Origin of the sequence: Flavobacterium sp. DG1-102-2 (assembly GCF_033042555.1) — a bacterium.
Classification (GTDB): Bacteria; Bacteroidota; Bacteroidia; order Flavobacteriales; family Flavobacteriaceae; genus Flavobacterium.
This window is the reverse complement of the sequence record NZ_JAWLIK010000007.1, coordinates 143523-167650: the sequence shown is the minus strand read 5'-3', so window position 1 is coordinate 167650 and position 24128 is coordinate 143523. Positions and strand designations below refer to the sequence as shown.

The 24128-nt window shown below is 39.5% G+C and carries 27 protein-coding genes and 1 tRNA gene; 4 read left to right on the top strand and 24 right to left on the bottom strand.

Going from position 1 to position 24128, the window contains the following annotated elements; all coding sequences use genetic code 11:
* Nucleotides 1-17: 17 nt before the first annotated feature.
* Complete coding sequence (gene gldC / locus R1T16_RS11865; protein ID WP_317501322.1) at nucleotides 18-359, bottom strand: gliding motility protein GldC; 342 nt, start codon at nucleotides 357-359, stop codon at nucleotides 18-20.
* Nucleotides 359-1321: a gliding motility lipoprotein GldB gene (gene gldB / locus R1T16_RS11860; RefSeq protein ID WP_317501321.1), complete on the bottom strand. Its 963-nt coding sequence runs from the start codon at nucleotides 1319-1321 to the stop codon at nucleotides 359-361. Before gldB ends, gldC begins: the two co-directional genes overlap by 1 nt.
* A gap of 85 nt (nucleotides 1322-1406) precedes the next feature.
* Here gldB and nadE point away from each other — a divergent pair, with 85 nt between their 5' ends.
* Nucleotides 1407-2213, top strand: coding sequence for an NAD(+) synthase (gene nadE / locus R1T16_RS11855; RefSeq protein WP_317501320.1), 807 nt, complete (start codon nucleotides 1407-1409; stop codon nucleotides 2211-2213).
* 74 nt (nucleotides 2214-2287) lie between these two features.
* Nucleotides 2288-2917: a response regulator transcription factor gene (locus R1T16_RS11850; RefSeq protein ID WP_317501319.1), complete on the top strand. Its 630-nt coding sequence runs from the start codon at nucleotides 2288-2290 to the stop codon at nucleotides 2915-2917.
* Nucleotides 2918-3062: 145 nt separating this feature from the next.
* Here the strand turns inward: R1T16_RS11850 and dnaG are convergent, their stop codons facing one another.
* From dnaG to R1T16_RS11810, 8 genes are all read right to left on the bottom strand, one after another.
* Nucleotides 3063-5048: a DNA primase gene (gene dnaG, locus R1T16_RS11845; protein WP_317501318.1), complete on the bottom strand. Its 1986-nt coding sequence runs from the start codon at nucleotides 5046-5048 to the stop codon at nucleotides 3063-3065.
* A 286-nt stretch (nucleotides 5049-5334) separates the two neighbouring features.
* Nucleotides 5335-6249 carry a cation diffusion facilitator family transporter gene (locus R1T16_RS11840; RefSeq protein ID WP_317501317.1) on the bottom strand — a complete coding sequence of 305 codons (915 nt, stop codon included), beginning with the start codon at nucleotides 6247-6249 and terminating at the stop codon, nucleotides 5335-5337.
* Between the two features lie 119 nt (nucleotides 6250-6368).
* A complete protein-coding gene (locus tag R1T16_RS11835) occupies nucleotides 6369-7424 on the bottom strand; it encodes a hypothetical protein (protein ID WP_317501316.1) in 1056 nt (351 codons plus the stop codon).
* A gap of 35 nt (nucleotides 7425-7459) precedes the next feature.
* The gene (locus R1T16_RS11830; RefSeq protein ID WP_317501315.1) at nucleotides 7460-8122 is read right to left on the bottom strand and encodes a hypothetical protein; all 663 of its coding nucleotides are present in this window, start codon (nucleotides 8120-8122) and stop codon (nucleotides 7460-7462) included.
* Complete coding sequence (locus R1T16_RS11825; protein WP_317501314.1) at nucleotides 8109-8669, bottom strand: RNA polymerase sigma factor; 561 nt, start codon at nucleotides 8667-8669, stop codon at nucleotides 8109-8111. Before R1T16_RS11825 ends, R1T16_RS11830 begins: the two co-directional genes overlap by 14 nt.
* Before the next feature lie 236 nt (nucleotides 8670-8905).
* Entirely contained in the window at nucleotides 8906-9883 is a 978-nt protein-coding gene (locus R1T16_RS11820; RefSeq protein WP_317501313.1) for a polyprenyl synthetase family protein, read from the bottom strand.
* A 66-nt stretch (nucleotides 9884-9949) separates the two neighbouring features.
* Nucleotides 9950-11011 carry a 23S rRNA (adenine(2503)-C(2))-methyltransferase RlmN gene (rlmN, locus tag R1T16_RS11815; protein ID WP_317501312.1) on the bottom strand — a complete coding sequence of 354 codons (1062 nt, stop codon included), beginning with the start codon at nucleotides 11009-11011 and terminating at the stop codon, nucleotides 9950-9952.
* Nucleotides 11012-11128: 117 nt separating this feature from the next.
* Entirely contained in the window at nucleotides 11129-12745 is a 1617-nt protein-coding gene (locus R1T16_RS11810; RefSeq protein ID WP_317501311.1) for a T9SS type A sorting domain-containing protein, read from the bottom strand.
* Between the two features lie 120 nt (nucleotides 12746-12865).
* Here R1T16_RS11810 and R1T16_RS11805 point away from each other — a divergent pair, with 120 nt between their 5' ends.
* A complete protein-coding gene (locus R1T16_RS11805) occupies nucleotides 12866-13507 on the top strand; it encodes an O-methyltransferase (protein ID WP_317501310.1) in 642 nt (213 codons plus the stop codon).
* Here the strand turns inward: R1T16_RS11805 and R1T16_RS11800 are convergent.
* From R1T16_RS11800 to R1T16_RS11745, 12 genes are all read right to left on the bottom strand, one after another.
* Nucleotides 13466-14077 carry a phosphatase PAP2 family protein gene (locus R1T16_RS11800; protein WP_317501309.1) on the bottom strand — a complete coding sequence of 204 codons (612 nt, stop codon included), beginning with the start codon at nucleotides 14075-14077 and terminating at the stop codon, nucleotides 13466-13468. The two genes, R1T16_RS11805 and R1T16_RS11800, sit on opposite strands and share 42 nt — an antisense overlap.
* Nucleotide 14078: 1 nt before the next feature.
* Nucleotides 14079-14426 carry a twin-arginine translocase TatA/TatE family subunit gene (locus tag R1T16_RS11795; RefSeq protein WP_317501308.1) on the bottom strand — a complete coding sequence of 116 codons (348 nt, stop codon included), beginning with the start codon at nucleotides 14424-14426 and terminating at the stop codon, nucleotides 14079-14081.
* Between the two features lie 103 nt (nucleotides 14427-14529).
* Complete coding sequence (locus R1T16_RS11790) at nucleotides 14530-16788, bottom strand: M1 family metallopeptidase (protein ID WP_317501307.1); 2259 nt, start codon at nucleotides 16786-16788, stop codon at nucleotides 14530-14532.
* Nucleotides 16789-16797: 9 nt separating this feature from the next.
* Entirely contained in the window at nucleotides 16798-17268 is a 471-nt protein-coding gene (locus R1T16_RS11785; protein ID WP_317501306.1) for a DUF6702 family protein, read from the bottom strand.
* Nucleotides 17269-17328: 60 nt separating this feature from the next.
* Nucleotides 17329-18120, bottom strand: coding sequence for a hypothetical protein (locus R1T16_RS11780; protein ID WP_317501305.1), 792 nt, complete (start codon nucleotides 18118-18120; stop codon nucleotides 17329-17331).
* Nucleotides 18110-18871, bottom strand: a complete 762-nt coding sequence (locus tag R1T16_RS11775; protein ID WP_317501304.1) for a hypothetical protein — start codon at nucleotides 18869-18871, stop codon at nucleotides 18110-18112. Before R1T16_RS11775 ends, R1T16_RS11780 begins: the two co-directional genes overlap by 11 nt.
* Nucleotides 18864-19259 carry a hypothetical protein gene (locus R1T16_RS11770; protein WP_317501303.1) on the bottom strand — a complete coding sequence of 132 codons (396 nt, stop codon included), beginning with the start codon at nucleotides 19257-19259 and terminating at the stop codon, nucleotides 18864-18866. The genes R1T16_RS11775 and R1T16_RS11770 overlap by 8 nt, the downstream gene beginning before the upstream one ends.
* A complete protein-coding gene (locus tag R1T16_RS11765; protein ID WP_317501302.1) occupies nucleotides 19252-19620 on the bottom strand; it encodes a hypothetical protein in 369 nt (122 codons plus the stop codon). The genes R1T16_RS11770 and R1T16_RS11765 overlap by 8 nt, the downstream gene beginning before the upstream one ends.
* Nucleotides 19610-19876, bottom strand: a complete 267-nt coding sequence (locus R1T16_RS11760; protein ID WP_317501301.1) for a hypothetical protein — start codon at nucleotides 19874-19876, stop codon at nucleotides 19610-19612. Before R1T16_RS11760 ends, R1T16_RS11765 begins: the two co-directional genes overlap by 11 nt.
* Complete coding sequence (locus R1T16_RS11755; protein WP_317501300.1) at nucleotides 19833-20333, bottom strand: hypothetical protein; 501 nt, start codon at nucleotides 20331-20333, stop codon at nucleotides 19833-19835. Before R1T16_RS11755 ends, R1T16_RS11760 begins: the two co-directional genes overlap by 44 nt.
* Nucleotides 20323-21057, bottom strand: a complete 735-nt coding sequence (locus R1T16_RS11750; RefSeq protein ID WP_317501299.1) for a hypothetical protein — start codon at nucleotides 21055-21057, stop codon at nucleotides 20323-20325. The genes R1T16_RS11755 and R1T16_RS11750 overlap by 11 nt, the downstream gene beginning before the upstream one ends.
* Nucleotides 21047-21760: a hypothetical protein gene (locus R1T16_RS11745; protein WP_317501298.1), complete on the bottom strand. Its 714-nt coding sequence runs from the start codon at nucleotides 21758-21760 to the stop codon at nucleotides 21047-21049. The genes R1T16_RS11750 and R1T16_RS11745 overlap by 11 nt, the downstream gene beginning before the upstream one ends.
* A 111-nt stretch (nucleotides 21761-21871) precedes the next feature.
* On the opposite strand from R1T16_RS11745, the gene pepE reads away from it, so the two are divergent.
* Entirely contained in the window at nucleotides 21872-22579 is a 708-nt protein-coding gene (gene pepE / locus R1T16_RS11740) for a dipeptidase PepE (protein WP_317501297.1), read from the top strand.
* An 86-nt stretch (nucleotides 22580-22665) separates the two neighbouring features.
* On the opposite strand, the gene R1T16_RS11735 is transcribed toward pepE, so the two are convergent.
* A protein-coding gene (locus R1T16_RS11735; protein ID WP_411162031.1) for an IS3 family transposase occupies nucleotides 22666-23891 on the bottom strand; the annotation gives its coding sequence in 2 pieces (ribosomal slippage) (nucleotides 22666-23570 and nucleotides 23570-23891; 1227 coding nt in all).
* An 85-nt stretch (nucleotides 23892-23976) separates the two neighbouring features.
* Nucleotides 23977-24049, bottom strand: a tRNA-Gly gene (locus tag R1T16_RS11730).
* Nucleotides 24050-24128 lie beyond the last annotated feature (79 nt).

Genomic DNA, 24128 nt, shown 5'->3' with positions numbered 1-24128 from the left:
CTGTAATAATAAAAATATTATTTCTTCGTGATCTCAAGTTTTTCCGCAAAATAATCGCAGAAATCTTTCATCGTTTCGCTCATTTTTTTGTCGCCTGTAGCACGTTCAAAAGTATCGGCCATAGAAACAAGGGTCTGGTGATAAAACACCTTCATCTCATCTACCGGCATATCTTTTGTCCAAAGGTCAATACGCATACTTTCCTGAGCTTTACTGTCCCATACCGAAAGCATTACTGCTTTAGACTCTTCTGCAACGACACCACCATCACGAGCCGTCCATTTAAGTTTCTCCGGCACACGGTTATCATCAAGCTCAACAACTATTTTTATCTCAGACGTAAGAGGATTATTAGACATTACTTTTTAGGTTTGTATTTAGAATTATCAAAAATTGTTTTGGCATCCATCGCCAAAAGGTCCTGCAAAGGTACATTTTTATTATTTTCCACATATGATTTTACGATCTGCCATCCCAGCCATTGGCCTATCCTTCCAGGAGATTCATTATCAAGCTCCAGATAAAACTTAGAGAATGGTGCAGGGTTAATAAATCGAGGTGCAAGCTTAGGATCAGAATCATATAATATTTTCTTATCTACAAAGTAGCGCCATATCTCAGTTTCATTAGCTTCTGCCCATTGCATTTGTTCTTTTGTGTACCCTATTCTATTATTATCGGGCGTTTCAGGAATGAGGATATCTTTCATGTACAGCTCTTTTCCCCAGTAGACCATAAGCGACAGCAGTTGCTTATCGCGTGGAGGTGCAATCTTGCCATAGCAGAAAGACCCTGCAAGGTCTGGCATGATCTGGGACGGCTCATATTGCTCGATCTCATATTTATTAAGTCCTTCATACAAGTAATTATCTTTACCAAGATAAAGGCTAAGAGGTATAAGTATAACCTGTGGAGTATACACCGCCTTGATCTCATTATCATCTGTAACCAGCGATATTACTTTTGGCGTAGGCAGCTGCGGATAATAATATTTTATATGCTGTAAAAAAGCACTCATGTCGTCTTCGAGCACGTTGAGATTAGGAAACTTTTTTTCGGCTTCAGCCTTTAGCTTCAGCATAAAAGGATCCTTCATTTTATTTAACCATACAGCATCTTCATTTCCTTCAGGAAATAAAAATGGGTATTTAGCCTTAAGTTCCGGAAGGCTTCCAGGGCCTCCGGCAAAAAAATCTTTATCAAAACGTTCAATCTTCACTGTCGGGGCAGGTATCTCTGCAATCTTGCTTTCTGCTTCATTTTCCTTTTTACAGGCTGCAAATAGCACCAAAAGAGAAAGAATTACAACACATTTCTTCATTTTGTAATTTTATTAGTAATTTCTTATTAAGGTTTTTTTAATTTTATGCGCAAATATACAACTCACCCTTCAATAATAGATAATTATGACATCTAAGTCGTCTTTTCAGTCCGAAGCAATAAACAAACACATTGTAACATGGCTGCATGCCTATGCAGAAAACGCAAAAGTAAAAGGTTTTGTTGTAGGCATATCCGGAGGAATAGATTCTGCACTTACATCTACATTGTGCGCGCAAACAGGCCTGCCTACGCTTTGCGTAGAGATGCCGATACACCAGGCAGACAGCCATGTGAGCCGCGCACGCGAACATATTAAGAACTTAAAAGAAAAATATCCCAACGTATCATCTGCTGAGGCAGATCTTACCCCTATCTTTGAGAGCTTTAAAAAACAGCTGCCTGACACTGACAATCCGTTTATATTAAACCTGACACTAGCAAATACACGTGCAAGATTACGCATGACAACACTTTATTATTTTGCAGGCCTGCATAGCGCGCTTGTAGCCGGAACCGGCAATAAAGTCGAGGATTTTGGAGTAGGGTTCTTTACAAAATATGGTGACGGAGGTGTTGATATAAGCCCTATAGCCGACCTTTTAAAATCGGAAGTAAGAGAATTGGCACAATATTTGGGTGTAACACAGACAATTATAAAGGCAAAACCTACAGACGGCCTTTTTGGCGATGACCGAAGCGATGAAGATCAGCTTGGTGCCAGTTATGATGAATTAGAATGGGCGATGGAACAATTAGAGAACGGAAAAAACCACAACGACTTTACCGGCAGGCAAAAAGAAGTTTTTGAGATCTATAAAAGGCTCAATTCCGTAAATCAACATAAGATGAACCCAATACCGGTATGTGAAATTCCGAAAGAATTGAAATAAAATTCTTTCATTCACAATACTTTAAGAATTAAATTATTAAATTTACTATAGTCTAAACCCAAAAATCTAGCAATATGATTAAACTATGCCTCGCGGACAATCATCCCGTAGTGCACTACGGCATGAAATCGTACTTTAGCGACAATCCGCAATTTAGCTTCTCCGGCGTTGTGAACAACCTGGAAAGCTTACTTGATGTCTTAGGCAAAAAAACAGTTGACGTAGCTGTTATTGACCTTGAGCTTGAAGGACTAACAAGCATTAGTGCTGTTAAGTCGCTGGTAAAGGATTTCCCTGATACCAAAGTAATTATCTTTACTAACCTTGCTGAGCAAATCTACGCGCCTAATGCACTTAAAGCAGGAGTTTCTGCTTATGTTCATAAAAGCGCCAAGATGGAAGAGCTTGAAAACGCCATCAAAAAAGTAAATGAAGGCGAAGTAGTTTTCAGCGACCTAGTAAAGAAAAACCTTGCCTTACTTAACAAAGGTAAAAAATCTGAACGTTTGTACAGAAAGCTGTCTTCAAGAGAAATTGAAGTACTGCGCTACCTTAGTGAAGGCAAAAAAAATAAGGAAATCGCAAAACTGCTTGACCTTAATGAGAAAACTATCAGTACATACAAACTGAGACTGCTTACAAAACTGCATGTTACAAACCTTGTAGATCTTGTAAACAAAGCTAAAACATTAGACATTGTTTAATGACAGCTTACCCGCTTAAGACAAAAACAACAACGACACTTGCTATAAAGTATTAGTGCGGTACTGCCTTACCTGTACTCACAACCAATTATATAAAACGCCCTGCTTACTACCAGGGCGTTTTTTAATTTCTATAATTATTTCTTTAATAATACTGGCTTCTTATCCTGCTAAGTTTTCTGGAAAGGTAATTTACAAGTGTGTTATAATCATTTACAGCCATTAGTATCTCCATATTGTCTGCCTCCGGGCTTACCTGCATTTTTAAGTCCTGTATAAGCCTTCCTAAAAGTAGCCATCGAAGGTCTACAATATGTTCGTTAGTATAATTTGCCACCGTTACGATCTTTTCTTTCACCGGAATCTGTTTTTTTTCTTCCCATTCGTGCAGGTAGTATTTTTCGTCCTGCATGTATATATCAGTAGCTACATGCTGAAGTTCAGGATGCAGTTCATTAAGAAAGTTATCTATAACCATTGCCTGATTGGCCACATAAAAATCTATGATTGCCTTGTAAAGATCTTTAAATACAGGGTTGGTAAACTCAATCTCGTCTTCATGAAGATTTAAGTAGATGCGCTCGTATACCTTATAATTTTTTACTTCGGTGTGCTCAAACTCTTTTCCGTATTCATCATATTTGATATATACATCCTGAAATTCTTCTTCCACACCGCCATACAGCAAAAGTATTTCAATAATCTTTCTTTCGAGGGTATCAAGTATATTGATTCTTGGCTGGTTTGCCATTCCTTCTTCATCAAACACAGGCTTCATTACAGCAGCTTTCTGCTCTTCCTTAACCTTCTTACCGGCATCGGCTACATCTTTCTGCACAAGCTGCGCCAATGTACTTGAAAGCACCTGTTCTGATATATCCATGATGCGTGAACATTCCTGAATGTATATCTCACGCTGTATCCTGTCCGGAATCTTGGAGATACTGGTAACCATATCTTTTATCAGGCCGGCTTTTTTAACAGGGTCGTTCTTTGCCTCATCCATAAGAAGGCCTGCCTTAAACTGAATAAAGTCTTTTGAATTATCATTAAGATAGGCAACCAGTTCATCGTGTGGTGTCTTTTTTGCAAAACTGTCCGGGTCTTCCCCATCAGGAAAAGCACACACCCTTACGTTCATGCCCTCTTCAAGAATAAGATCTATACCGCGCACGGATGCCCTTAATCCTGCAGCATCACCATCAAAAAGTACGGTTATATTTTTAGTAAGCCTGTTGATAAGCCTGATCTGGTTTGGCGTAAGCGCAGTGCCCGATGATGCCACTGTGTTTTCTATACCCGCCTGATGAAACTGTATAACATCAGTATATCCTTCTACCAGGTAACAATTATCCTGCTTGGCGATTGCCTGCTTGGCATGATAAATACCATATAGCACATTACTTTTATGGTAGATTTCACTCTCGGGAGAGTTTAAGTATTTGGCTGCTTTTTTATCGTTTCCTAATATACGCCCGCCAAAGCCAAGTACACGGCCTGACATACTATGGATGGGAAACATTACACGCCCACGGAAACGGTCAATGTGCCTGCCGTCTTCGCGTACAATAGTAAATCCGGTTTTGTCAAGATAATCGAGCTTATAGGCCTTACCCAAAGCCTCTTTAGTAAAAGCATCCCATTGTTCGGGAGAATAACCTAAACCAAACTTTTTTATTGTATCGCCCGTAAAACCACGTTCTTTAAAATAAGAGTAACCGATAGCCTGGCCTTCGTCGGTATTAAGCAGCGTATTCTGGAAGTATTTCTGTGCAAACTCGGATACCAGGTACATACTCTCTTTCTCATTTGCCTGTTCCTTGTCAGCATCGGTCTGCTCTGTTTCCTCAAGCTCTATATTATATTTTTTTGCCAGGTAGCGAATGGCTTCAGGGTACGTGAAATGCTCGTGTTCCATTAGGAATGCAACCGAGTTTCCGCCCTTACCGGAGCTAAAATCCTTCCATATCTGCTTTACGGGAGATACCATAAACGACGGTGATTTCTCATTACTGAACGGACTAAGCCCCTTAAGGTTAGTACCCGCCCTTTTTAGAACTACGAAATCGCCGATAACCTCCTCTACACGGGCGGTTTCAAATACAGTATCAATGGAATTTTTGGATATCAATTTCTATGGAGTTGCAAAGTTGAGAGTGCCAAAGTTACAAAATAAAAAAGCAGGCTCTTACTCAGCCTGCTTTTCATTTACCAAAAAAAAAAGAAATACACTACATCTATGATTACCGGATTTCGACTCTTGCCGATACCAAAACCGGACAGTAATTTGCACCAGTTCAAATCGTTCACAGTAATCCTAAAAACTTTTTCAAAACTACTCCCTTTATAAACAGAAAAAAATACCCATCAGTGGGTATTTTATACCTTTAGTCACTATTACCTTATCAAATCAACTGTTAAACATCCTGCTTAGGTGCAAGTTCACAGTTTTCGTCTGTAAGTTCTACTTCTATTGTATAATGAGAAAACGGGTATTTTTTTAATATCTGCTTTACCTTTTGCTTTGCCTCTATCATCTGCGAAAAGTTAATGATGTACTTCAGCTTTATGTGCGCTGTAAAAACATGGTGCTCCCCTTCAAGTGACCATATATTCATATGATGTAACGACGCGATGTTATCAACCGCCAGTATATCCATTTTTATTTTTTCGGGGTCTATTCCTTCGGGCGTACCTTGAAGCAGTATTACAAAAGTCTCCCTCAACCTTTTTATTACATTGTATAGGATAAAAAGTGTAATAGCTAACGATAGTGCAGGATCAAGGTACGGTGCATCAGTAAACATCATCACTATCGATACTATAAGAACTGCCACCCAGCCTAAAACATCCTCTATAAGATGCCAGCTCACAACACGCTCGTTAAGCGAACTGCCGTGGCTCAGCTTAAAGGCGGCGTAACCATTTACCAAAATGCCAATAATGGCAAATATGAGCATTCCCTGTGCGTCAGACGGTTCAGGGTGTATCAGCCTTTTTATGGCCTCGATAATAACATAGACCGAACCACCCATTAATATTACGCTATTGATAAGCGCTCCTAATATTGAGAATCGGCTGTAGCCAAAGGTAAATTTATTATCTGCCTCTTTTTTTGAGCGGTTATGCAGGTACCACGATATACCCAGCGAAAAACTGTCGCCAAGGTCGTGCAGCGCATCTGACAATATGGAAACACTATTTACATAAAATCCACCTATAATTTCAAGAATGGTAAAACCAAGGTTTAAGAAAAAGGCAGCTTTTATATTTTTACCGGATGTAGTATGATGATGGTGCGAATGACTGTGTGATGAATGATCGTGCGGCATTAGATGTGTTTTTCATAAAAATACAAAACATAAAAATAGCCCTAGCTTAAAATAAACAAAAAAAGGGTGTCCTTTACGCAGACACCCTTCTTATCAAAGTACAAAACTAACCCTTATACTTAATTCAAATCAAATCTTATGCCAAGTGAGAAGTTATTCTGATCAACATCGTTATTATTAAAAACAGGCTGAAGATCATATTTCGCATACACGCTTATATCGCCATAACCTACATAAGCACTAAGCCCGTATGTAAAGTCGTTTACATTAAAATCGCCCTTAGTTTTATCCCTTACTCTGTTACCATCGTCATTTTTATATTTGAGAATTTGCTTCTCTTTTACATTGATACCTGCATATCCACCAATACCTAACCTAAAGCTATCATGTATAGGATAATATGTTTTATCTCCATTTACTTTTTTAGGTGTAAAGTCAAATTCTAAGTGCATTGGCACAACTAGGTTTACATATCGAAGACGTACTTTATTAAGGTTCCTGCCTGAGTCTACTAACTCTGTCTTATCGCCATCTGCCATAAATATCTTGTCATTTTTAGGCCTAAGATTATTGTATTGAAGTGAAAGCCCATATTTAAAATGCAGCAGGTTATTGGTCTTGAATATCCTTGTATTGTAGGCAATACCCCACTCGTAGAAGTCAGACCCGTCTTCAAAATTGTCAGTATCTACTTTTCCGTCAGTCATAAGGCGATTGATACCTAAGGCAAATACAAATTGAGATGTTGTCCTTTTAAAATCATGCCTTACTACTTTTACAGTGTCTGCTTCGTCATCTCCTTTATCGTACGTAAAAGAAAAACCGCCTTTTCTTCTTTTACCCTGAATTTTTCCGTCTACTTTATCTTTAACAAGCTGAGACAATTTCTCTTCCTCAACAGCTACTTTAGTTTCTATGTTTTTAGCACGTACCGCAGATAATTGCTGTTTTTTAGCAGCAGCCTGCTCGGTAGTTATTTCTTTATTGTCCAGCTGCACATTAACCGCTTCCACTTCTATTTTAAGCGAATCCTTTTGCTGTTTGGTGATGGTTTCTATGTTGTTAGAGATTTCCCTTGCCTGATCTTCAAAAGTCAGCGGCTTATTTTCCTGGGCTGATAGTCTGGTTGCAAGAAGGCATAGCATACCCGCAACATAAAAAGTTACTGTTTTCATGTTTAATGATTTAATTTATGTTTCTGATGATTGTTTTATTCGTAATTCCTGTTAGACACCGCTACTTTTACAGTATTAAAGCTTTTAACGACACCCTGAAAAGCTTTGCTCCTGTAGTTTTCGTTAAGCTCACCCTCTACGTTAGATAGTAAGGCATTAGGATCTACTTTTACCGTTGACCTCTTTTTCGGCGTTTCATTTGTCATCGCAGATGCTAAAAGATTATCGGCTGTAGCCTGAGGCACTACATTTTGAATCTCTTTTTTATCATTTGCTGCAACAGCTTCAGTATTCATCGCCGGAACTTCATGCATTTTGCTCACTGGCTGTACCGAATTTTTTTTGACTGTACCTCTAACCTGTTCTTTAGCTGCTACCGCTTCCCGGATAATAACAGGCACTACGTTTTGAGGCTGTACAGTTTCAGTTGCCGGCTGTGGTTGTTCTTTTGTCGTTACCACACTATTGTTATTCTCTACGCCGTTACCTTTTTTCTCCTGGTTTAAGAACAGTACTCCTGCCAGCAGGAACACTAAAAAAGCCGCTGCCACATACATCCATGTCCTTTTCTTCTTTGGCTTTTTGTTTTCGGTAACCGAAAGCATGGCATCCAGCCTGTCCCACGCCATTTCAGAGGGCTGAATTCTTCTTTGTTCCAGCTTATCCCTAAATTCGTTCTCTATTTTATTCGGTTCCATTTTCATAATTCTTTAATCTGTTAATCCCTTCCTTCAGCATCTTCCTTGCGTGCGATAATTGCGATTTTGATGTCCCTTCGTTAATGCCCAGCATCTTTGCTATTTCCTGGTGTTTAAATCCTTCTATCGCATAAAGGTTAAACACCATCTTGTATCCGTCGGGCAGTCCGTCTATCAGCGTTTGAATATCTTCTACCGAAAAATGACTTTCTATATTATTAAAGGTGTCTTCCACAAAAAATTCATCTTCAAGAAAACTTACTTTTTTCTGCACCCTTATAAAAGAGATACATTCATTTACAATTATCCTGCGTATCCATCCTTCAAAACTACCTTTGTGCTCAAATGCCTTAAGGTTAGTAAACACCTTCATAAAGGCCGTTATCATTATATCCTCGGCCTGCTGTACATCTTTAACATACTGCCTGCAGATGCTCAGCATTTTCGGAGCATGTTTAGCGTAGATCTTTTGCTGGGCATGGCGGTTGTTCTCCGCTGCCTGCGCAATAATATCTTTCTCTTCCTGATGTAAGGCTATTACTTTCAAAACTATTGGTTGGTTGGTTTGGTCTGCCGGTTCAAATCTTAATTACTAACCGACTTCTATTAGCATAGACGAGCCGGGTTGAAAAAAGGTTGCATGAAAGGTAAAAATATTTTTAAAATTTATCGGTTTTAATTTCAACATACTGAAGATCAGATACAATTAAAAAATAAAAAAAGCTACTAAAAGAGCAGCTTGTAAATATTTCTTATCCCAGAAGGTAAACTTTTCCCAAAAAATTAGATTTTTCGCTCAATAACGTAATTTACCATAAGCACTAATGCATCTTTGTAAACAGAAGAAGGATAGTCTGACAATAAAAGAAGTGCTTCTTCACGAAACTCTACCATACGCTGTTCAGCATACGTAAGTCCGCTCTTTTGCTTAACGAAATCTATGACTTCCTTTACGCGCTTTTTATCTTTATTGTGGTTCTTTATAGAATTGATAGCCCATTTTTTTTCGGCTTTGGTACAGTTATTAAGAGCATAAATAAGCGGAAGGGTCATTTTTTGCTCTTTAATATCAATACCTGTTGGTTTGCCTATGGCATCATCGGTATAATCAAAAAGGTCGTCCTTTATCTGGAAAGCCATACCTATGAGTTCGCCAAATTTACGCATCTTCTCTACGTGCATGCTGTCGGGCTGCACAGAACAAGCGCCAAGAGAACAGCAAGCTGCTATAAGCGTAGCTGTTTTTTGGCGGATTATCTCGTAGTAAATATCTTCGGTAATATCAAGCCTGCGTGCTTTCTCAATCTGCAAAAGCTCGCCTTCGCTCATCTCGCGAACAGCTACCGATATGATTTTAAGAAGGTCAAAATCGCCATTATCTATAGAAAGCAATAAACCTTTAGACAAAAGGTAATCGCCCACTAAAACGGCAATCTTATTTTTCCATAAGGCATTGATGGAGAAAAAGCCCCTGCGCCTGTTGCTGTCGTCTACAACATCATCATGCACAAGTGTGGCTGTGTGGATAAGCTCTATTACCGATGCTCCCCTGTAGGTACGTTCGTTAACTACACCCCCGCTTACCATCTTGGCAGTAAGGAATACGAACATAGGGCGCATCTGCTTGCCCTTACGGTTCACTATGTAATAGGTTATCCTGTTAAGCAATGCCACTTTTGAAGACATGGACTGATGAAACTTTGTTTCAAAAAGTTCCATTTCCTCTGCTATTGGCTGCTTAATTTGCTCTGTTATCTTCATTGCGCCTCAAAGATAACAAAACCCCCTTTACCCCCAAAGAGCGAAAAGGTAAAGTTTTTATTGTATTTACTGTGCAGGAGATGCTGCCTCATTTTTGTTTGCAAGCTGTCCGCAGGCAGCGTCTATATCCTTACCACGGCTTCGACGCACCTTAGCCACAATATCGTTTTTTTCCAGTGCCTTTATGTAAGCATCTATAGTCTCAGGGTCGGCCTGCTGGAATTCCCCGTCGTCTATTGGATTATATTCAATAAGGTTTACTTTACAGGGAACATACCTGCAAAATTTAACCAACGCATCTATATCCTGCTTACGGTCATTAATACCTTTCCACACTACATATTCATAGGTAACGCGGCTTTTAGTTATCCTGAACCAGTATTCTAATGATTCTCTTAGATCTGCCAGTGGAAAATTTTCGCTGAAGGGCATAATCTTAGAACGCACTTCATCTATTGCAGAATGCAGTGAAACCGCAAGCTTAAAGCGAACTCCGTCGTCTGCCAGTTTTTTGATCATTTTAGGAAGCCCTGATGTTGAAACCGTGATACGCTTTGGTGACATACCTAAGCCTTCTGGAGAGGTTATTTTTTCGATAGCCTTAAGCACATTATTATAGTTCATAAGCGGTTCGCCCATTCCCATAAATACAATATTAGAAAGTGGCCTGTTGTAATACAAACGGCTTTCGCTGTCTATAGCAGCCACCTGATCGTATATTTCATCAGGATTAAGGTTACGCATGCGCTTAAGTCTCGCAGTAGCACAAAAGTTACAGTCCAGACTGCACCCTACCTGGCTCGACACACAGGCAGTAGTCCTTGTTTCGGTAGGTATAAGTACAGATTCTACCACAAGGCCATCATGCAGCCTAACAGCGTTTTTAACCGTACCGTCGGTACTCTTCTGCATCTCATCCACATGGATGTGATTAATAACAAAATTATCCTCCAGCATCTGCCTTGTTTCCTTGGCAACATTGGTCATATCCTCAAACTTATGGGCGTGTTTGCTCCATAGCCATTCGTATACCTGGTTACCGCGGAATGCCTTATCGCCATTTGCTACAAAAAAATCGCGTAACTGTTCTTTTGTAAGCGCCCTTATATCTTTCTTCTCCGTTTGCATGGTGCAAAGGTAATAACTATTTGCTAAATATCTATTTTACTGCGCCAAGGTAAAAAAACAAACTCCTGAATACTGTAAATACAGTATTTCAGGAGTTTACCAATTTTATAGTTTAAACTACTCCTTAACCAGTTTATAATTTGCTGTTTTCCCTAAGCTGTCAACGACTTTTAATATATAAATACCGTTTGCAGCACCTGACAGGCTAAGGGTATTTTCGCCCGAAGCAAATTCCCCTTCAGTAACAAGCTGGCCTAAAACACCATAAACAGCATAATGAGCATCACCATCAATTGCAACAGTATACACTCCCTTAGAAGGGTTAGGATACACTTTCACTGTGTCCTTAACTACATCTGCTATATCAGCCACATCTGCTTCCTTATAATTCACAGTTTGTGCATTTGTATTTGTAGGGTCCAGCCAGTCTTTAAGCCTTGTAGAAGCTGTCGTTCCTGTATCCCAGGATTTACCCAGTCTTCCATAATAATCAGCTCCTCCGTTATCAACTGTGCCCTGGCATTCAGAACTGCCTCCATACAACTGTCCAATTATTCGTCCGTTTGCATCAAACAATGGCGATCCCGATGATCCCGGCTCGGTAACGCCCAAATCCCACTCTGATACTTCCCACATAAATTCATCAAAAGAATTATCAATTGCCGGTGCATTATAATCCCTGCTTACCTTCATTATATCTCCTGACGGGTGGTGAATACCAAATGTAGACGAAGTAGGCGTCTCACTCCTGCTCCATCCTGCATAAACAACATCCCAGGCAGGAGATATCGTCGCTGTTATCTCAACAAGGCAAAAATCACTTGCTGCACGTCTCGCTTTTAATTCGGCACCGCTAAGTGTCTGGTAATAATTAGGTGCATTATTTGTGCTGCCTATATTTTGCCCGCAAACAGGATTAGGACTTATCCAGTTGAAACGGAATGCCCATTGCCCAAAATCATTATCTTCAGTACAGTGGTTTGCCGTCAAAAAGTATGGCGTACCGTCGTTTGAAGTAGTATTGATAAGCGCGCCTGTACAAAAACTGCTGTTAGAAACAATTATCAGCCCAACCGCTTTTTTATTGATCTCTTTTAAGGCGTTAATATCAGATATATTACAATCCACGTCATAATTACAAGCTCCGGAAGAATTCAGGTCATTATCGGGCGATTTAAAATTCCTTACCGACCTGTAGCCGTGTACAACTTTAAATACCTCAAGCTTACCCTGTCCTTTTACAGCAGCAGGCTCATAATACTCTATCCAAATATCCTGTCCATCAACAAGCCATGTACCAAGCTCCCTTTTTTCATTATTTTGCTGCGCATCATACGCGCCAAGCAAATCTGTCCTCTCATTGTTATACAAATACACTTTTGCTCCTTTTGGCATATAGTAATCGCTAAAAAGAAAGTTCATTGTCTGCGCCCCTTCAGAATAGTAGCGTATTCTCCATATCCTGTCACCGTTAGCCAGAGTAGTCCACTGCCCACTGTTTTGCAGATTATGGTCTACTAAAAATTCATAACCATAACGCCATGGCTTATTTTTTCCGGCATCGGTAATTTTATCTTCTGCCTGTAGTTTTGCAAGATCAAAAGCAGGCATTTTTTGTGGTGCCAATGCCGTTATGCCTTCAGCTTCCCAACTGAATGGCTGGCCCTCATTTGAAACCTGGCTAAAACCAAAAGCTCCGCATAAAAGCAATAAAAAAGTAATTTTAAATTTCATTCGTTTGATATTAAGGCAGTAAAAATAAAGGTTTTAATGTTATATAATTATAGCTATTAAACTTTTGACCGCAGAATTAACAATAAGATGTCATTTATTATCTTTGCACAAATTACGATTATGCATTTTATATCAGAAGACTTAGAAGATTATGCTGCGCTTCACAGCGAAAACGAACCTGAACTGCTTGCTGCCCTAAACAGGGAAACCTATCAAAAGATACTGCTTCCGCGCATGCTTAGCGGGCACTTTCAGGGAAGGGTGTTGAGCATGATATCTAAGCTTGTAAATCCAAAACACATTCTTGAGCTGGGAACATATACAGGATACGCAGCTTTAAGCCTTGCTGAAGGAATGCAGAAAGACGGCACGCTTGACACTATAGATATAAAGGAAGAACTGTATGATTTTCAGCGAAAGTATTTTGACCGTTCGCCATGGAAAGACCAGATATTTCAGCATTTAGGAAATGCCATAGACATAATACCAACACTCAATAAAAAATTTGACCTTGTCTTTATTGATGCGGATAAAGAAAACTATGTAAATTATTTCCATATGCTCGTGCCCCTTATGAACAAAGGCGGTATCATATTATCTGATAATGTATTATGGAGTGGCAAAGTCGTTGAGCCGCTAATGCCAAACGACAAAAGCACTAAAATACTTTTAGATTATAACAAGCTGCTTAAGGACGACCCTAGAGTAGAAACAGTATTATTACCCATTCGTGACGGGCTCACTGTTAGTAGGATTATCTAAGTTTTCCTGTTGAGGAAAATACCTGTCTCTTAAATAAATATACAACTTAAGCACAAGCCATCCTGTAAATATACCCCAGGCATAACCTAAAAGTATGTCTCCCGGATAGTGAAGCCCCAGATAAATACGGCTGTAAGCAAATATTAACGGCCACAGGAAGAAGAATCCCATGTACCTTAAATACGGGCGCAGCACTTTATACAAGAAGAAAGCAGCTGCCATAGAATTTGAGGCATGCCCCGATATAAAACTGAAAGACCTGCGGTGTTGTATAGCCCTGATAATTCCTGCAATCTCGGGGTTATTGCCCGGCCGCAGCCTTTGGAATCCATTTTTAAACAGGTTTGTGGTCTGGTCTGTAAATGCGATCAACACTGCTACCATTCCTACTACCAAAAGAGCGTGGCGCCAGCCAAGCCTTTTAAAAGTAAGGTAAGCGATTATGGCAAAAAGCGGAATCCAGTTTATTTGTTTGGTTATAAATTCCCAGAAAGGGTCGAAGGTTTCAGAGCCAAGAGAATTAAGATAAACGAGTGCGTCCCTGTCAAGGTCCAGTAAACTTTTAAGCATATTACCTGATACGTTTTATAGGTCCTGTCATATCTTCAATATCTTCTTTTGCCTTAGTAATTTCGCCGGTAATGTTTTCGGTCAGGCTGTTAGCGCTCGTATCTACGCCATTAAGGGTATTTTTAATATCTTGTACCTGAGAACTGTTGCCAATGTCGTTGAACGATTTTTTTATACCGTCAACATCGGCACTTTTATGTATCTCGCTTTTAATATCGTTAGTTGCATTTTTAAGCTGCTGCATACCTTTACCAAGGCCGCGCGCAATCTCAGGGATCTTGTCAGATCCAAAAAGCATTAGTACTACTAATATAATTACAAAAAATTCTCCTCCTCCTATTCCAAACATAATTCGGGTGTTTAATATACAAATGTAGTTATAATTACGTTTTTAGTCTATAGCCGGTTGTCCTTTTACTGCAAATTTAACTACACCTTAATTTTTTCTACGCTTATTTTGACTTCTTTTCCAGCTCATCAAACTTAGAAACTGCCGCCGAAGCGGGCCATATATTGTTAGATGTATCTATATCTGCCGTAAGCAGTTTAGGATCGAGCGTAATCTTCTTAACCTGTTTGTTTACCGCAAATACGCGTGATGCCGTCTGGTTGTTCTTTCTCCATATCTGAACCGGAAAAGTATAGCTTTCAGTAGTACCGTCGTCAAAAGTAAGTTCCGCAATAATAGGCATAAGCATATCGCCGGGCTTATTGAAAGTTACTTCATAAAAATACTTTGGCGATTTAAGTTTAGCCCTTTCTTCTGCCGAAAATTTTTCTGAAATATAATCGTCAAGCAGCTTAACCTCTTTTGTATCGAGTGCTTTTTTATCACGGCTTTTAAGATCGGCGTCACCAGCCATATATACAAACGGCCCCTGCTCCTGTCCAAATCTGCCTTTTTTGATATTTACTTCCTTGAGGCTTTCCGGCTGTTTATCGGTTACATAATATTCTTTTACTTCCTGGATACCCATATCTACATAATCTGTTGTATAGAACCATCCCCTCCAGAACCAGTCAAGATCTACCGCTGATGCATCTTCCATTGTCCTGAAAAAATCTTCCGGGGTAGGGTGCTTAAATTTCCAGCGGGTGGCATACGTTTTAAACGCGTGGTCAAACAGCTCTTTACCCATAACCACTTCGCGCAGCATATTTAGGCCCGTAGCAGGCTTGCCGTATGCATTAGACCCAAACTGGTGTATCGACTCAGAATTTGTCATTATAGGTTCTAAGAACTTTTGATCACCACTCATGTAAGGAACAATCTTAGCTGCCGGCCCACGGGATGATGGGTAATTAGCGTCATACTCCTGCTCTGTTAAGTATTGAAGGAAGGTATTAAGCCCCTCATCCATCCACGTCCACTGCCTTTCGTCAGAGTTCACGATCATAGGGAAAAAGTTGTGCCCCACTTCATGTATTATAACACTCATGTTACCCCACTTTATCCTGTCACTAACAAAACCTTTTTCATCAGGACGTCCATAATTCCAGCAGATCATAGGGTATTCCATACCCTGGTCTTCGGCAGAAACCGATATCGCTTTTGGGTAAGGGTAATCAAAAGTATATTTAGAGTATGTTTTAAGGGTATGCGCGACTACTTTTGTAGACGTATCACCCCAAAGCGGATTTGCCTCTTTAGGATACAGTGACACGGCCATAACCGTTTTATTAGAAAGCTTAACTGCCATTGCATCATAAATAAACTTTCTTGATGTAGAGAAAGCAAAATCCCTAACAAAATCAGCTTTAAACCTCCACGTTTTCTTTTTATCAGAAAAACTTTTCTCTGATTTTTCAGCCTCTTCCTGGGTCACGATAACGACAGTCTTATCATACGACTTGGCTGCCTCTTCATAACGCTTTAACTGCGCCGGTGTAAGTACCTCAGCCCTGTTTTGAAGTTCGCCGGTACCATCCATTACATGATCTGCAGGAACAGTAATACTTACATCAAAGTTACCAAATGGCAGCGCAAACTCTCCTGCGCCCCAAAACTGCATATTCTGCCAGCCTTCAACATCGTTGTATACTGCCATGCGGGGATAAAACTGAGCGATAACATAAAGATTGTTATTATCCTTATCAAAATGCTCATAGCCTGAGCGCCCCCCCACTACACGGTAGTTATTAATATTGTACCACCACTTTATAGAAAAAGATATTTCCCCTTTAGATTTTAAAGGCGTTGGCAAGTCAATACGCATCATTGTCTGGTTTATAGTGTACTGCAACGGTTTACCCTTGGCATCCTGCACATATTCTATATTGAAACCTCCTGCAAATCCTTCTTCAAGGTATCTTCTTGAAAAAGCATCAGGTTTATAGGCCGTATCCATTTTTTGGCTTTCAACAAGTTTAGATTTAGAATCTTTAGCACTCTGGTTCTGATCCAGCTGTACCCATAAGTATTCAAGATCTTCAGGCGAATTGTTATGATACGTTATCGTTTCTGTACCATATATTTTGGTGTTCTTGTCATCAAGCTCAATGTTCATTTTATAGTCAGCCTGCTGTTGATAATACGCAGGGCCCGGCGCACCCGATGCCGTACGGAACATATTAGGTGTAGCCAAAAGATCGTACATCTGGCTGAATTTATTTTTATCCGTATGCCCAGGCTCCCTCTTTTCAACTGGTTTATCCTGTGCTGAAAGCTGAGATGCAGCAAACACAGATACCATAAATAAAATTTTTCTCATAACCGTATCTTAAAATTCCAGCACTCCTGCTGTAGTATCATTAGTAAGCAAAAGGCTTTTCTTTTTACCTTTTACATTAGCGTGTATTATATTCTGCTGCTCGTCATACAGTTCTAAAAGCATTGTGTTACTTACATTAAACTGTTTTATACCGTTTTCGGCAGGAAGCGTAAAGTAGCATATTAATATATCTTCTTCCGTTTCCTTTCCTAAAAACTTCAGGGCTTTTTCTTTACCGTTTATTTTAACATGCACCTTTTCGGCAAAATATTTTTCAAGGTATTCGTTTGCATCAGTCACTTCATTTGCAGCCCCAAGATAAAACTTCTTTTTATATTTTTTTACAAAAGCAGCTTCAAGGTCGTCTATAAATATGCGCGAAGTCATTTGCATCTCTTTTTTAGCAGGCACATAATTAAGCTGAAACACCGCTACATAATATTTATGCACACCCATTGCGAGGCAGGCTGAAACCAGCAAAAAAAGAGTTAGGTATTTCGCTTTTTGTATCACAGGGCCAAATATAGCAAACTGAAATGTTTATTTTTCATTTTTAAGATAGTCCTTGCTTTTTACCACAAGGTAATCGGTTAGCTCAAAATCTTTTTTAGGATCGAGCAGCCATGCAGAATCTTCGGCTTCGTCACAATACACAAGAAATTTACCTATATCTTCTCCCGGTATTTTAAGGGTTTGGGTAAAAAAATGGTAGGTATAGCGTTCTTTTACCGTTTCGGCAAAAGTCTTTACACCGGGAGTGCCGTAAATCTCACCTTTATCTTTTTTCTTAGGTTTCTTTTTAAAGATCATTTTATAAACCTGCACAAAATCCACCCCGGTCAATGGGCTGGACATCTGTGGCAGGGCTGTGTTTACATTGGCTTTGCTTACAGGAGGGAGATCAAGTTTTTGGGCCGTCTCATTATCAAGATCCTTATTTAGCCTGAGGGTTTTTGTATTCTTACTATCCTTAGCCAGCTCCCCGGTTAACGGATTTGCAGTAATAACAATCTCATTAAGCACCGTAACATCTACGTTAAGCCCAATCATAAGCGGGTTTTCAGCAAGGTGTGCTTCCTTTAACCCTAATGAAGCATCGCGAAAAGCGGTACCGTAAAAATAGAGCGTATCTTCTGCACGGGCGTAAATAGTAAAGCTACCTTCAGCATCAGTCACTGCACGTATTTTTGAGTTGGTATTAAGTACCGTAATATTATCAACAGCTATAGAGTCGGCAACAACCTTTCCGTGCAGTATTTGTCTTGGCCTTTTTTGGGCAAGGGCAGCGAGCGGCAAAAGCAGCAGCAAAAGGAATAAAAATTTAGTTTTCATTATTTTCGGGTTGGTTTAGGTATAAGGTATATTTATTTTTGAGGAAAATGATAAGATCTGCCTCATTTTTAGGATCAAGCAGGTAAAGCTTGGCATCCTGATTACAAAAGTGCAAAAATAAGGCCAGTTTTTCCTTGGGAATCTGCACGGTATCGGTAAAAAATGACAACGGATAGTTTTGCTGTATAACAACAGAAAAAGGTGGACGGTGAACTGTTGGGTAATATCCTCTTTCCCTGTATTTAGGCTTGGGTTTTGAAGGAGAGACTGCATCGGCAAGCATCCCGAAGATTGCCATGAAGTTCATATTACCCAAAGGATTTTCGGGCACAACATTGAGGTTTATTACTGATGCATCAAATTCTTTATTGAAGAGTTTGTCTACAGCCAGCTTTTTACTATCTATCGCTAAATTACCTGTCATCCCCACTACTTTAATCTCATCGAGGATTATTGCTAAAGGTTCTAATCGTATCACAAATAATTCCTCTCTAAAATCCTGTGGCTTGAGCGAATGCGTATACTTTTTAAAGGTTAGCGATGAAAATTCAAGGATATCGCCTACTGCAGCTTCAATAGAAAAGTTGCCTTCTTCATCTGTTACAACAGTCGTTTCGGCAGCTAAATTCTTCACAGTAACATCTACTGCCTTATACTCGTCTGATATTACCTTGCATTTAAGCAGCTGCCGATTCTGCCCTTGGAATACAGCCGGTGCAACCAGCAGGAAAAACGTTAAGAATTTATTCATTGGTTATGGTGTTGGTGTATTTTTCGGCAAGTGCTGTGAGTATAAATCTCTGTTCAGCCTCTGTCTTCGTATTGAGTGCTGCCAGAACAGCTTCATCTTCGGCAGCATAAAAAACAAAACCCTTCTCATACCCTTTCGGAACCTTTAGCCGGTTCACTATCTCATCTTCTGTAAAAAAGATGTTCATCTTTTGTATAGTCAGTTGTTTTTTCTCGTTAGCTACATCGTTTGTAATTCGGCTGATCCTGCCCGATATCGCATTTATAAAAGGGTCAAGAAGCATAGAACCTACCAGAAGCCCCAAACTATGTTTCCATAAAGGCTTATTACCCGAAGCTCCATACAGTTTTTTCTCCTGCTGGGTGTATTGTTTCTGCCCCTTAGGCACTAAGGCTCAACGACTCGGAATTTATAGCCCCATACTTATTAATAACAAGTTCATCCATTTCATTAGCCTTATAGTTTACCGAAAACACGCATGGTACGTCATCCAACGATTTTTTACTGAGTGTAAACTGGCGCTGCTCAACTTTAGCGGCATAAACTATGAGTACATCGCCAACTCTTGCAGCGATAGTAAAATTACCGTTGGCGTCGGTTTTCGTTTCCAACCCTGAGGCCTTATTAATTACAAAAACATCACCTACAACAAAATTATCAGCTACTACACGCCCGAAAAAAGCCACCCGCTCCTGTCCCACACAGACCGAGAAAACAAATAAAAGCAATACAAGAATTTTATTCTGCATCTTTAAGCAGGGCTATATATTCTTTTGCATAATTAAGCATCTGGAAATCTATATTAGGCTTTCTCCCCTGCTTAACCAACAGGGCAAATTCTTTATCTTCAGACAGGTAATAGAAAAAGCCACTTACATTTTCCTGAGGAATACCAAACATTTGCATAATCTCGTCTTCGTTATACATCCCCTGAAGACTTTCAATCATCATTACCTTCTTCTCAGTACGTACTGCGCGTTTTGCTTTGGCTATCTCTCCATTCATCAGGTTTATCAGATAGATTACAGGCATTCCTCCGCCCATTGCAAACCTTAAACCTTCGTTCGGCTACCGTATAGCGCTTTTGGTTGGCCGGAACCAATCCAAGCGAAACCTCATCTACCCTCCCATATTTATTGATTACAAGCTCATCCATTTCCAGCGCCTGTTGGTTAATCTGAACAATAAATGGCTGCGTCTTTAATAATTCGGGATTAATTGTAAACTGGCGCTCGTGTATTTTGGCATTATAAATAACTATAATATCGCCCACCTGGACGTCTACCGAAAAATTGCCTGAAATATCAGTTTTAGATTCGCTGCCTGTTTTTTTATTGATCACAAATACGTTCTTTACACCTTCCTGTCCTGCCATTACCCTCCCGGCAAATGTTGTAAGGTGCTGCGCATGGCTCATTATAGTGCAAAAAAACAGCATAAAATATAGTAGTTTATTTACCATCTTCCTGAAGGTTAAGGAATTTCTTAGCCATATTCATCATTAAAAAATCAATAAACTGTTTATTACCCTGTTTTATAGCATCTTTAAATTCCTGCTGTTCCACGAGGTAATAAATAAATCCGTTTATATTTTCTTTGGGAATATTGTACTGTCTTGTAATATCCTCATCGCTGTAGATGTTCTTTATATTACTGAAGACCGTTTCCTGCTTTTCGGTTTCGTAAGCCCTGCGAAGCATTTTTGTACGCCCCGAAATAGCGTTTATAATAGGATCGAGTCCTATAATGGTACCTACAGTAAACGTACCTGCGCTATACAATCTTCTTTCCGCTACGGTACGCTTTATCTGTCCCTTTGGCACAAGCCCAAGCGATTCGGCATTTAACCTTCCGTTTTTATTGATAACAAGCTCTTCAAGCTCATATGCATTATAGTTAACGCTTATTATATACGGATTTTCTTTAAAAGAATCGGGAAGGAGGCTAAATTCCCTGACGATGATTCTCGTGTTGTACGCTATAATCTTGTCTCCGGGCCTGGCCTCTATCATAAATCTGCCATCATAGTCAGACGAAACCTCTCTACCCGTTGCCTTATTTATGATGTAAACGTTAGGAACACCTGCATCATTAGCCACTATTTTGCCGGAAAGGGTATGGCGCTCCTGAGCCGTTGCGGCAATAGTCATAAAAAACAATAGTATATGCAAAAGCTTATTTTTCATCCTTTATAAGTTCGAGGTATTTACTGCTTAGCCCACTCATAAGAAACCGTGCCATGGTGTCGTTCTTATCCTTAAGGGCACGCGCAAAATTAGCATCTTCCACAAGAAAATATACAAACCCCCTTAGATAGTCAGCCGGAATTTTGAACTGGCTTATAAGTTGTTCCTCAGTATAAATATAGTCAATTTTGTCCAGCAGGTCAACCTTGACAGCTGTTTCATTAGCCTTCTCAAGCATTTTAGTACGGCCCGATAAAAAATTCAGTAGCCCGTCGCCACCATTACGTGCCGTATAAACCCTTTTTTCCGACATTGTTAGCCGCTTTTGCCCCTTCGGTACCAATCCCAGCGTTTCTGAGTTTATCATATTACTGTAATCTACAATAATAAGTTCGTCAAGCTGGCGCACAAATTTTTCTACCGGAACCATCAGCAGCTCGCTTTTAACATCCTCATCGGTTAATGTTATTTCTTTAGCAATGATATTTACACCCGAGAATATAAGCGTATCATTCACTTTTGCATTAATGGTAAAATAGCCGCCCCGTAATGTATTTACAGAATCATCTGCATTTTTATTGATTACATAGATGCCTTCCAGATCAGTGGCATCACATTTAATTTTTCCCTTAACAGGCATACGCTCCTGCGCCGTAAGCACTGTTGAAGTGACAATAGTAAACAGGAAAAACAAATTCTTCAAGCGAGTGAGTTTAGGTGATTAAAAAATCATAAAAAAAGATCATTAGTAAGGCAGGCTTCCCTGAACATACAAAACTTTGTAACTTTACCTTTTCTTACACTTATTTAACGAATGAAAAAACTAATTATTGCGAGCACATCTACTTTACATGGCGGTGCTTACCTTGAATATCTCCTGCCTGTACTGGCGTCTCATTTTAAAGGATGCAGTTCTCTGCTGTTTGTTCCGTATGCAAGGCCCGGCGGCATAAGTCATGATGATTACACAAAACGGGTAGCTGATACATTTGCCCCGTTAAACATAGATGTAAAAGGATTACATGAGTTTGACAATCCTGCAGAGGCTGTAGCCAATGCCGAGGCGATATTTACAGGCGGTGGTAACACTTTCTTACTTGTTACCCAACTATATAACAACAATGTACTTACTGCTATTCAAAATGCGGTTGAAAACGGCACGCCGTATTTGGGAAGCAGTGCGGGGAGCAACATTTGCGGACTGACAATGCAAACCACAAACGATATGCCCATTATCTATCCTCCAAGTTTTAATACACTAGCACTAGTGCCTTTTAACCTGAACCCGCATTACCTTGACCCTGTTGAAGGTTCTACACACATGGGGGAAACCCGCGAGACACGAATAAATGAATTCCACAAAATAAATCGGCAGCCTGTTTTAGGGCTTCGCGAGGGCAGCTGGCTTGAAGTATACGGCGAAACGATTGTCTTGAGAGGCGAGCTTAAAGCAAGGCTTTTCCGCCAGGAGCAGCAGCCCGAAGAGATTGAAGCCGGGAGTGATTTATCGTGGCTTAAATAAAAAAACATAAAAGCTTCTGCAATGCAGAAGCTTTTGTTAATGAGTCGTCCTAAAATAGGTTGACAAGTTTTACAATAAAAATTACATCAACCAGTCAGGTTTTCTTGACTGGTTTTTTCATGTATAAAGTTAGGAGTTTTCATCATTAAACTTAAATGTGGTCTTTTGATATTATAAGTATCTATTGCTACATTTATAAGCTTTTCTAATGTTGCTCCATCTTTACATTTATAAATAAGGAATTCACTTTTTAAAATTCCATTTATTCTTTCTGCCAAAGCATTTTGATAACAGTCATATCCATCTGTCATTGATGGTTTAATACCGTTCTGATTTAATATATCCTGATAAACCTTAGAACAATATTGTAATCCTCTATCAGAGTGATGGATAAGTGGTAATTTTGATTTTCGGTTCTTAATAGCCATTTTCAGAGCTTGTATGACATTCTCCGTAGTCATATCATCACTAAGTTTATAGCCTACTATTTTTCTACTGTATGCATCAGTAACTAAGGATAGATAATGTGTTCTTTCATGTGATTTCACATAAGTAATATCACTAACATATACTTGTTCAGGCCGCTCAAGTTTACATCCTTTTAAGAGATTATCATACTTACGCAGCCAATGTTTTGAAAAAGTGGTTTTAGTATAACTTTTCATTGGTCTTACAAGTAAATTCTCCCTTCTCAAATAGTCAAATAATGCATCGCGCCCTATCTTTATCCCATGCTGGGGAAATCGTTGTGAAAGAAGATAATACAGTTTGCGTGTACCTATACGTGGCATTTCCAATCTTATGCTAAGAACCAAATCTTTTAATTTCAAAAATTCAGATTCTCTTTGACTAATCCTTACCTGTTCCTGATATAAAGCCTGCCTGCTAATCCCAAACAATCGGCAACTTCTAGATAAACTTATTCTTTCTTTTTGCCGGAGGCGGAAGATGGTTTGGGAGAAAACTTTTTTCTGATCTGAGTGCCATATTAACTATCGGAAATATCAATCATGGTATTAAGTATCTTGTTCTTTAGTTGTTCATCTGCCAGTTCCTTTTCAAGCCTTTTGATGATTTGAGCTGGGGTTTCTTTGGATTTAGACATAAATAACAGATTTGGTTTGCTCCAGTCTAAATTACCAAATTTTCTTAACCAGACCAAAACTGTGCTTCGCCCTTGAATACCATAAGTAGATTGAGCCTGTTTATAGGTCACTTCGCCTTTTTCAACCCGGGAAATTATGGCTAATTTAAAAGCCATATTATAATCTCGCTGTGAACGCCTGGGCCTCTTGTTTTCGTTATCTTTCATAATAAGTCGAATTTGTGTCAACTTATTTTAGGACGGGACATAAAGACAAAAAAAGCCCAAACTTGATGTTTGGGCTTTTTTGCAGAGCGGAAGACGAGGCTCGAACTCGCGACAACCAGCTTGGAAGGCTGGAGCTCTACCAACTGAGCTACTTCCGCATTATTGTGGTGCAAATATACAACCACTTTCCATATTCGCAAACTTTTCAATAAAAAAAATCAAGGTTTTTTTCGCTTC

Excerpts from the sequence above, each read along its gene's own strand:
- gldC (WP_317501322.1), bottom strand. The coding sequence starts at position 359 with ATGTCTAATAATCCTCTTACGTCTGAGATAAAAATAGTTGTTGAGCTT.
- gldB (WP_317501321.1), bottom strand. The coding sequence starts at position 1,321 with ATGAAGAAATGTGTTGTAATTCTTTCTCTTTTGGTGCTATTTGCAGCC.
- nadE (WP_317501320.1), top strand. The coding sequence starts at position 1,407 with ATGACATCTAAGTCGTCTTTTCAGTCCGAAGCAATAAACAAACACATT.
- R1T16_RS11850 (WP_317501319.1), top strand. The coding sequence starts at position 2,288 with ATGATTAAACTATGCCTCGCGGACAATCATCCCGTAGTGCACTACGGC.
- R1T16_RS11840 (WP_317501317.1), bottom strand. The coding sequence starts at position 6,249 with ATGCCGCACGATCATTCATCACACAGTCATTCGCACCATCATCATACT.
- R1T16_RS11835 (WP_317501316.1), bottom strand. The coding sequence starts at position 7,424 with ATGAAAACAGTAACTTTTTATGTTGCGGGTATGCTATGCCTTCTTGCA.
- R1T16_RS11830 (WP_317501315.1), bottom strand. The coding sequence starts at position 8,122 with ATGGAACCGAATAAAATAGAGAACGAATTTAGGGATAAGCTGGAACAA.
- R1T16_RS11820 (WP_317501313.1), bottom strand. The coding sequence starts at position 9,883 with ATGAAGATAACAGAGCAAATTAAGCAGCCAATAGCAGAGGAAATGGAA.
- rlmN (WP_317501312.1), bottom strand. The coding sequence starts at position 11,011 with ATGCAAACGGAGAAGAAAGATATAAGGGCGCTTACAAAAGAACAGTTA.
- R1T16_RS11810 (WP_317501311.1), bottom strand. The coding sequence starts at position 12,745 with ATGAAATTTAAAATTACTTTTTTATTGCTTTTATGCGGAGCTTTTGGT.
- R1T16_RS11805 (WP_317501310.1), top strand. The coding sequence starts at position 12,866 with ATGCATTTTATATCAGAAGACTTAGAAGATTATGCTGCGCTTCACAGC.
- R1T16_RS11800 (WP_317501309.1), bottom strand. The coding sequence starts at position 14,077 with ATGCTTAAAAGTTTACTGGACCTTGACAGGGACGCACTCGTTTATCTT.
- R1T16_RS11795 (WP_317501308.1), bottom strand. The coding sequence starts at position 14,426 with ATGTTTGGAATAGGAGGAGGAGAATTTTTTGTAATTATATTAGTAGTA.
- R1T16_RS11790 (WP_317501307.1), bottom strand. The coding sequence starts at position 16,788 with ATGAGAAAAATTTTATTTATGGTATCTGTGTTTGCTGCATCTCAGCTT.
- R1T16_RS11780 (WP_317501305.1), bottom strand. The coding sequence starts at position 18,120 with ATGAAAACTAAATTTTTATTCCTTTTGCTGCTGCTTTTGCCGCTCGCT.
- R1T16_RS11775 (WP_317501304.1), bottom strand. The coding sequence starts at position 18,871 with ATGAATAAATTCTTAACGTTTTTCCTGCTGGTTGCACCGGCTGTATTC.
- R1T16_RS11765 (WP_317501302.1), bottom strand. The coding sequence starts at position 19,620 with ATGCAGAATAAAATTCTTGTATTGCTTTTATTTGTTTTCTCGGTCTGT.
- R1T16_RS11760 (WP_317501301.1), bottom strand. The coding sequence starts at position 19,876 with ATGAATGGAGAGATAGCCAAAGCAAAACGCGCAGTACGTACTGAGAAG.
- R1T16_RS11755 (WP_317501300.1), bottom strand. The coding sequence starts at position 20,333 with ATGGTAAATAAACTACTATATTTTATGCTGTTTTTTTGCACTATAATG.
- R1T16_RS11750 (WP_317501299.1), bottom strand. The coding sequence starts at position 21,057 with ATGAAAAATAAGCTTTTGCATATACTATTGTTTTTTATGACTATTGCC.
- pepE (WP_317501297.1), top strand. The coding sequence starts at position 21,872 with ATGAAAAAACTAATTATTGCGAGCACATCTACTTTACATGGCGGTGCT.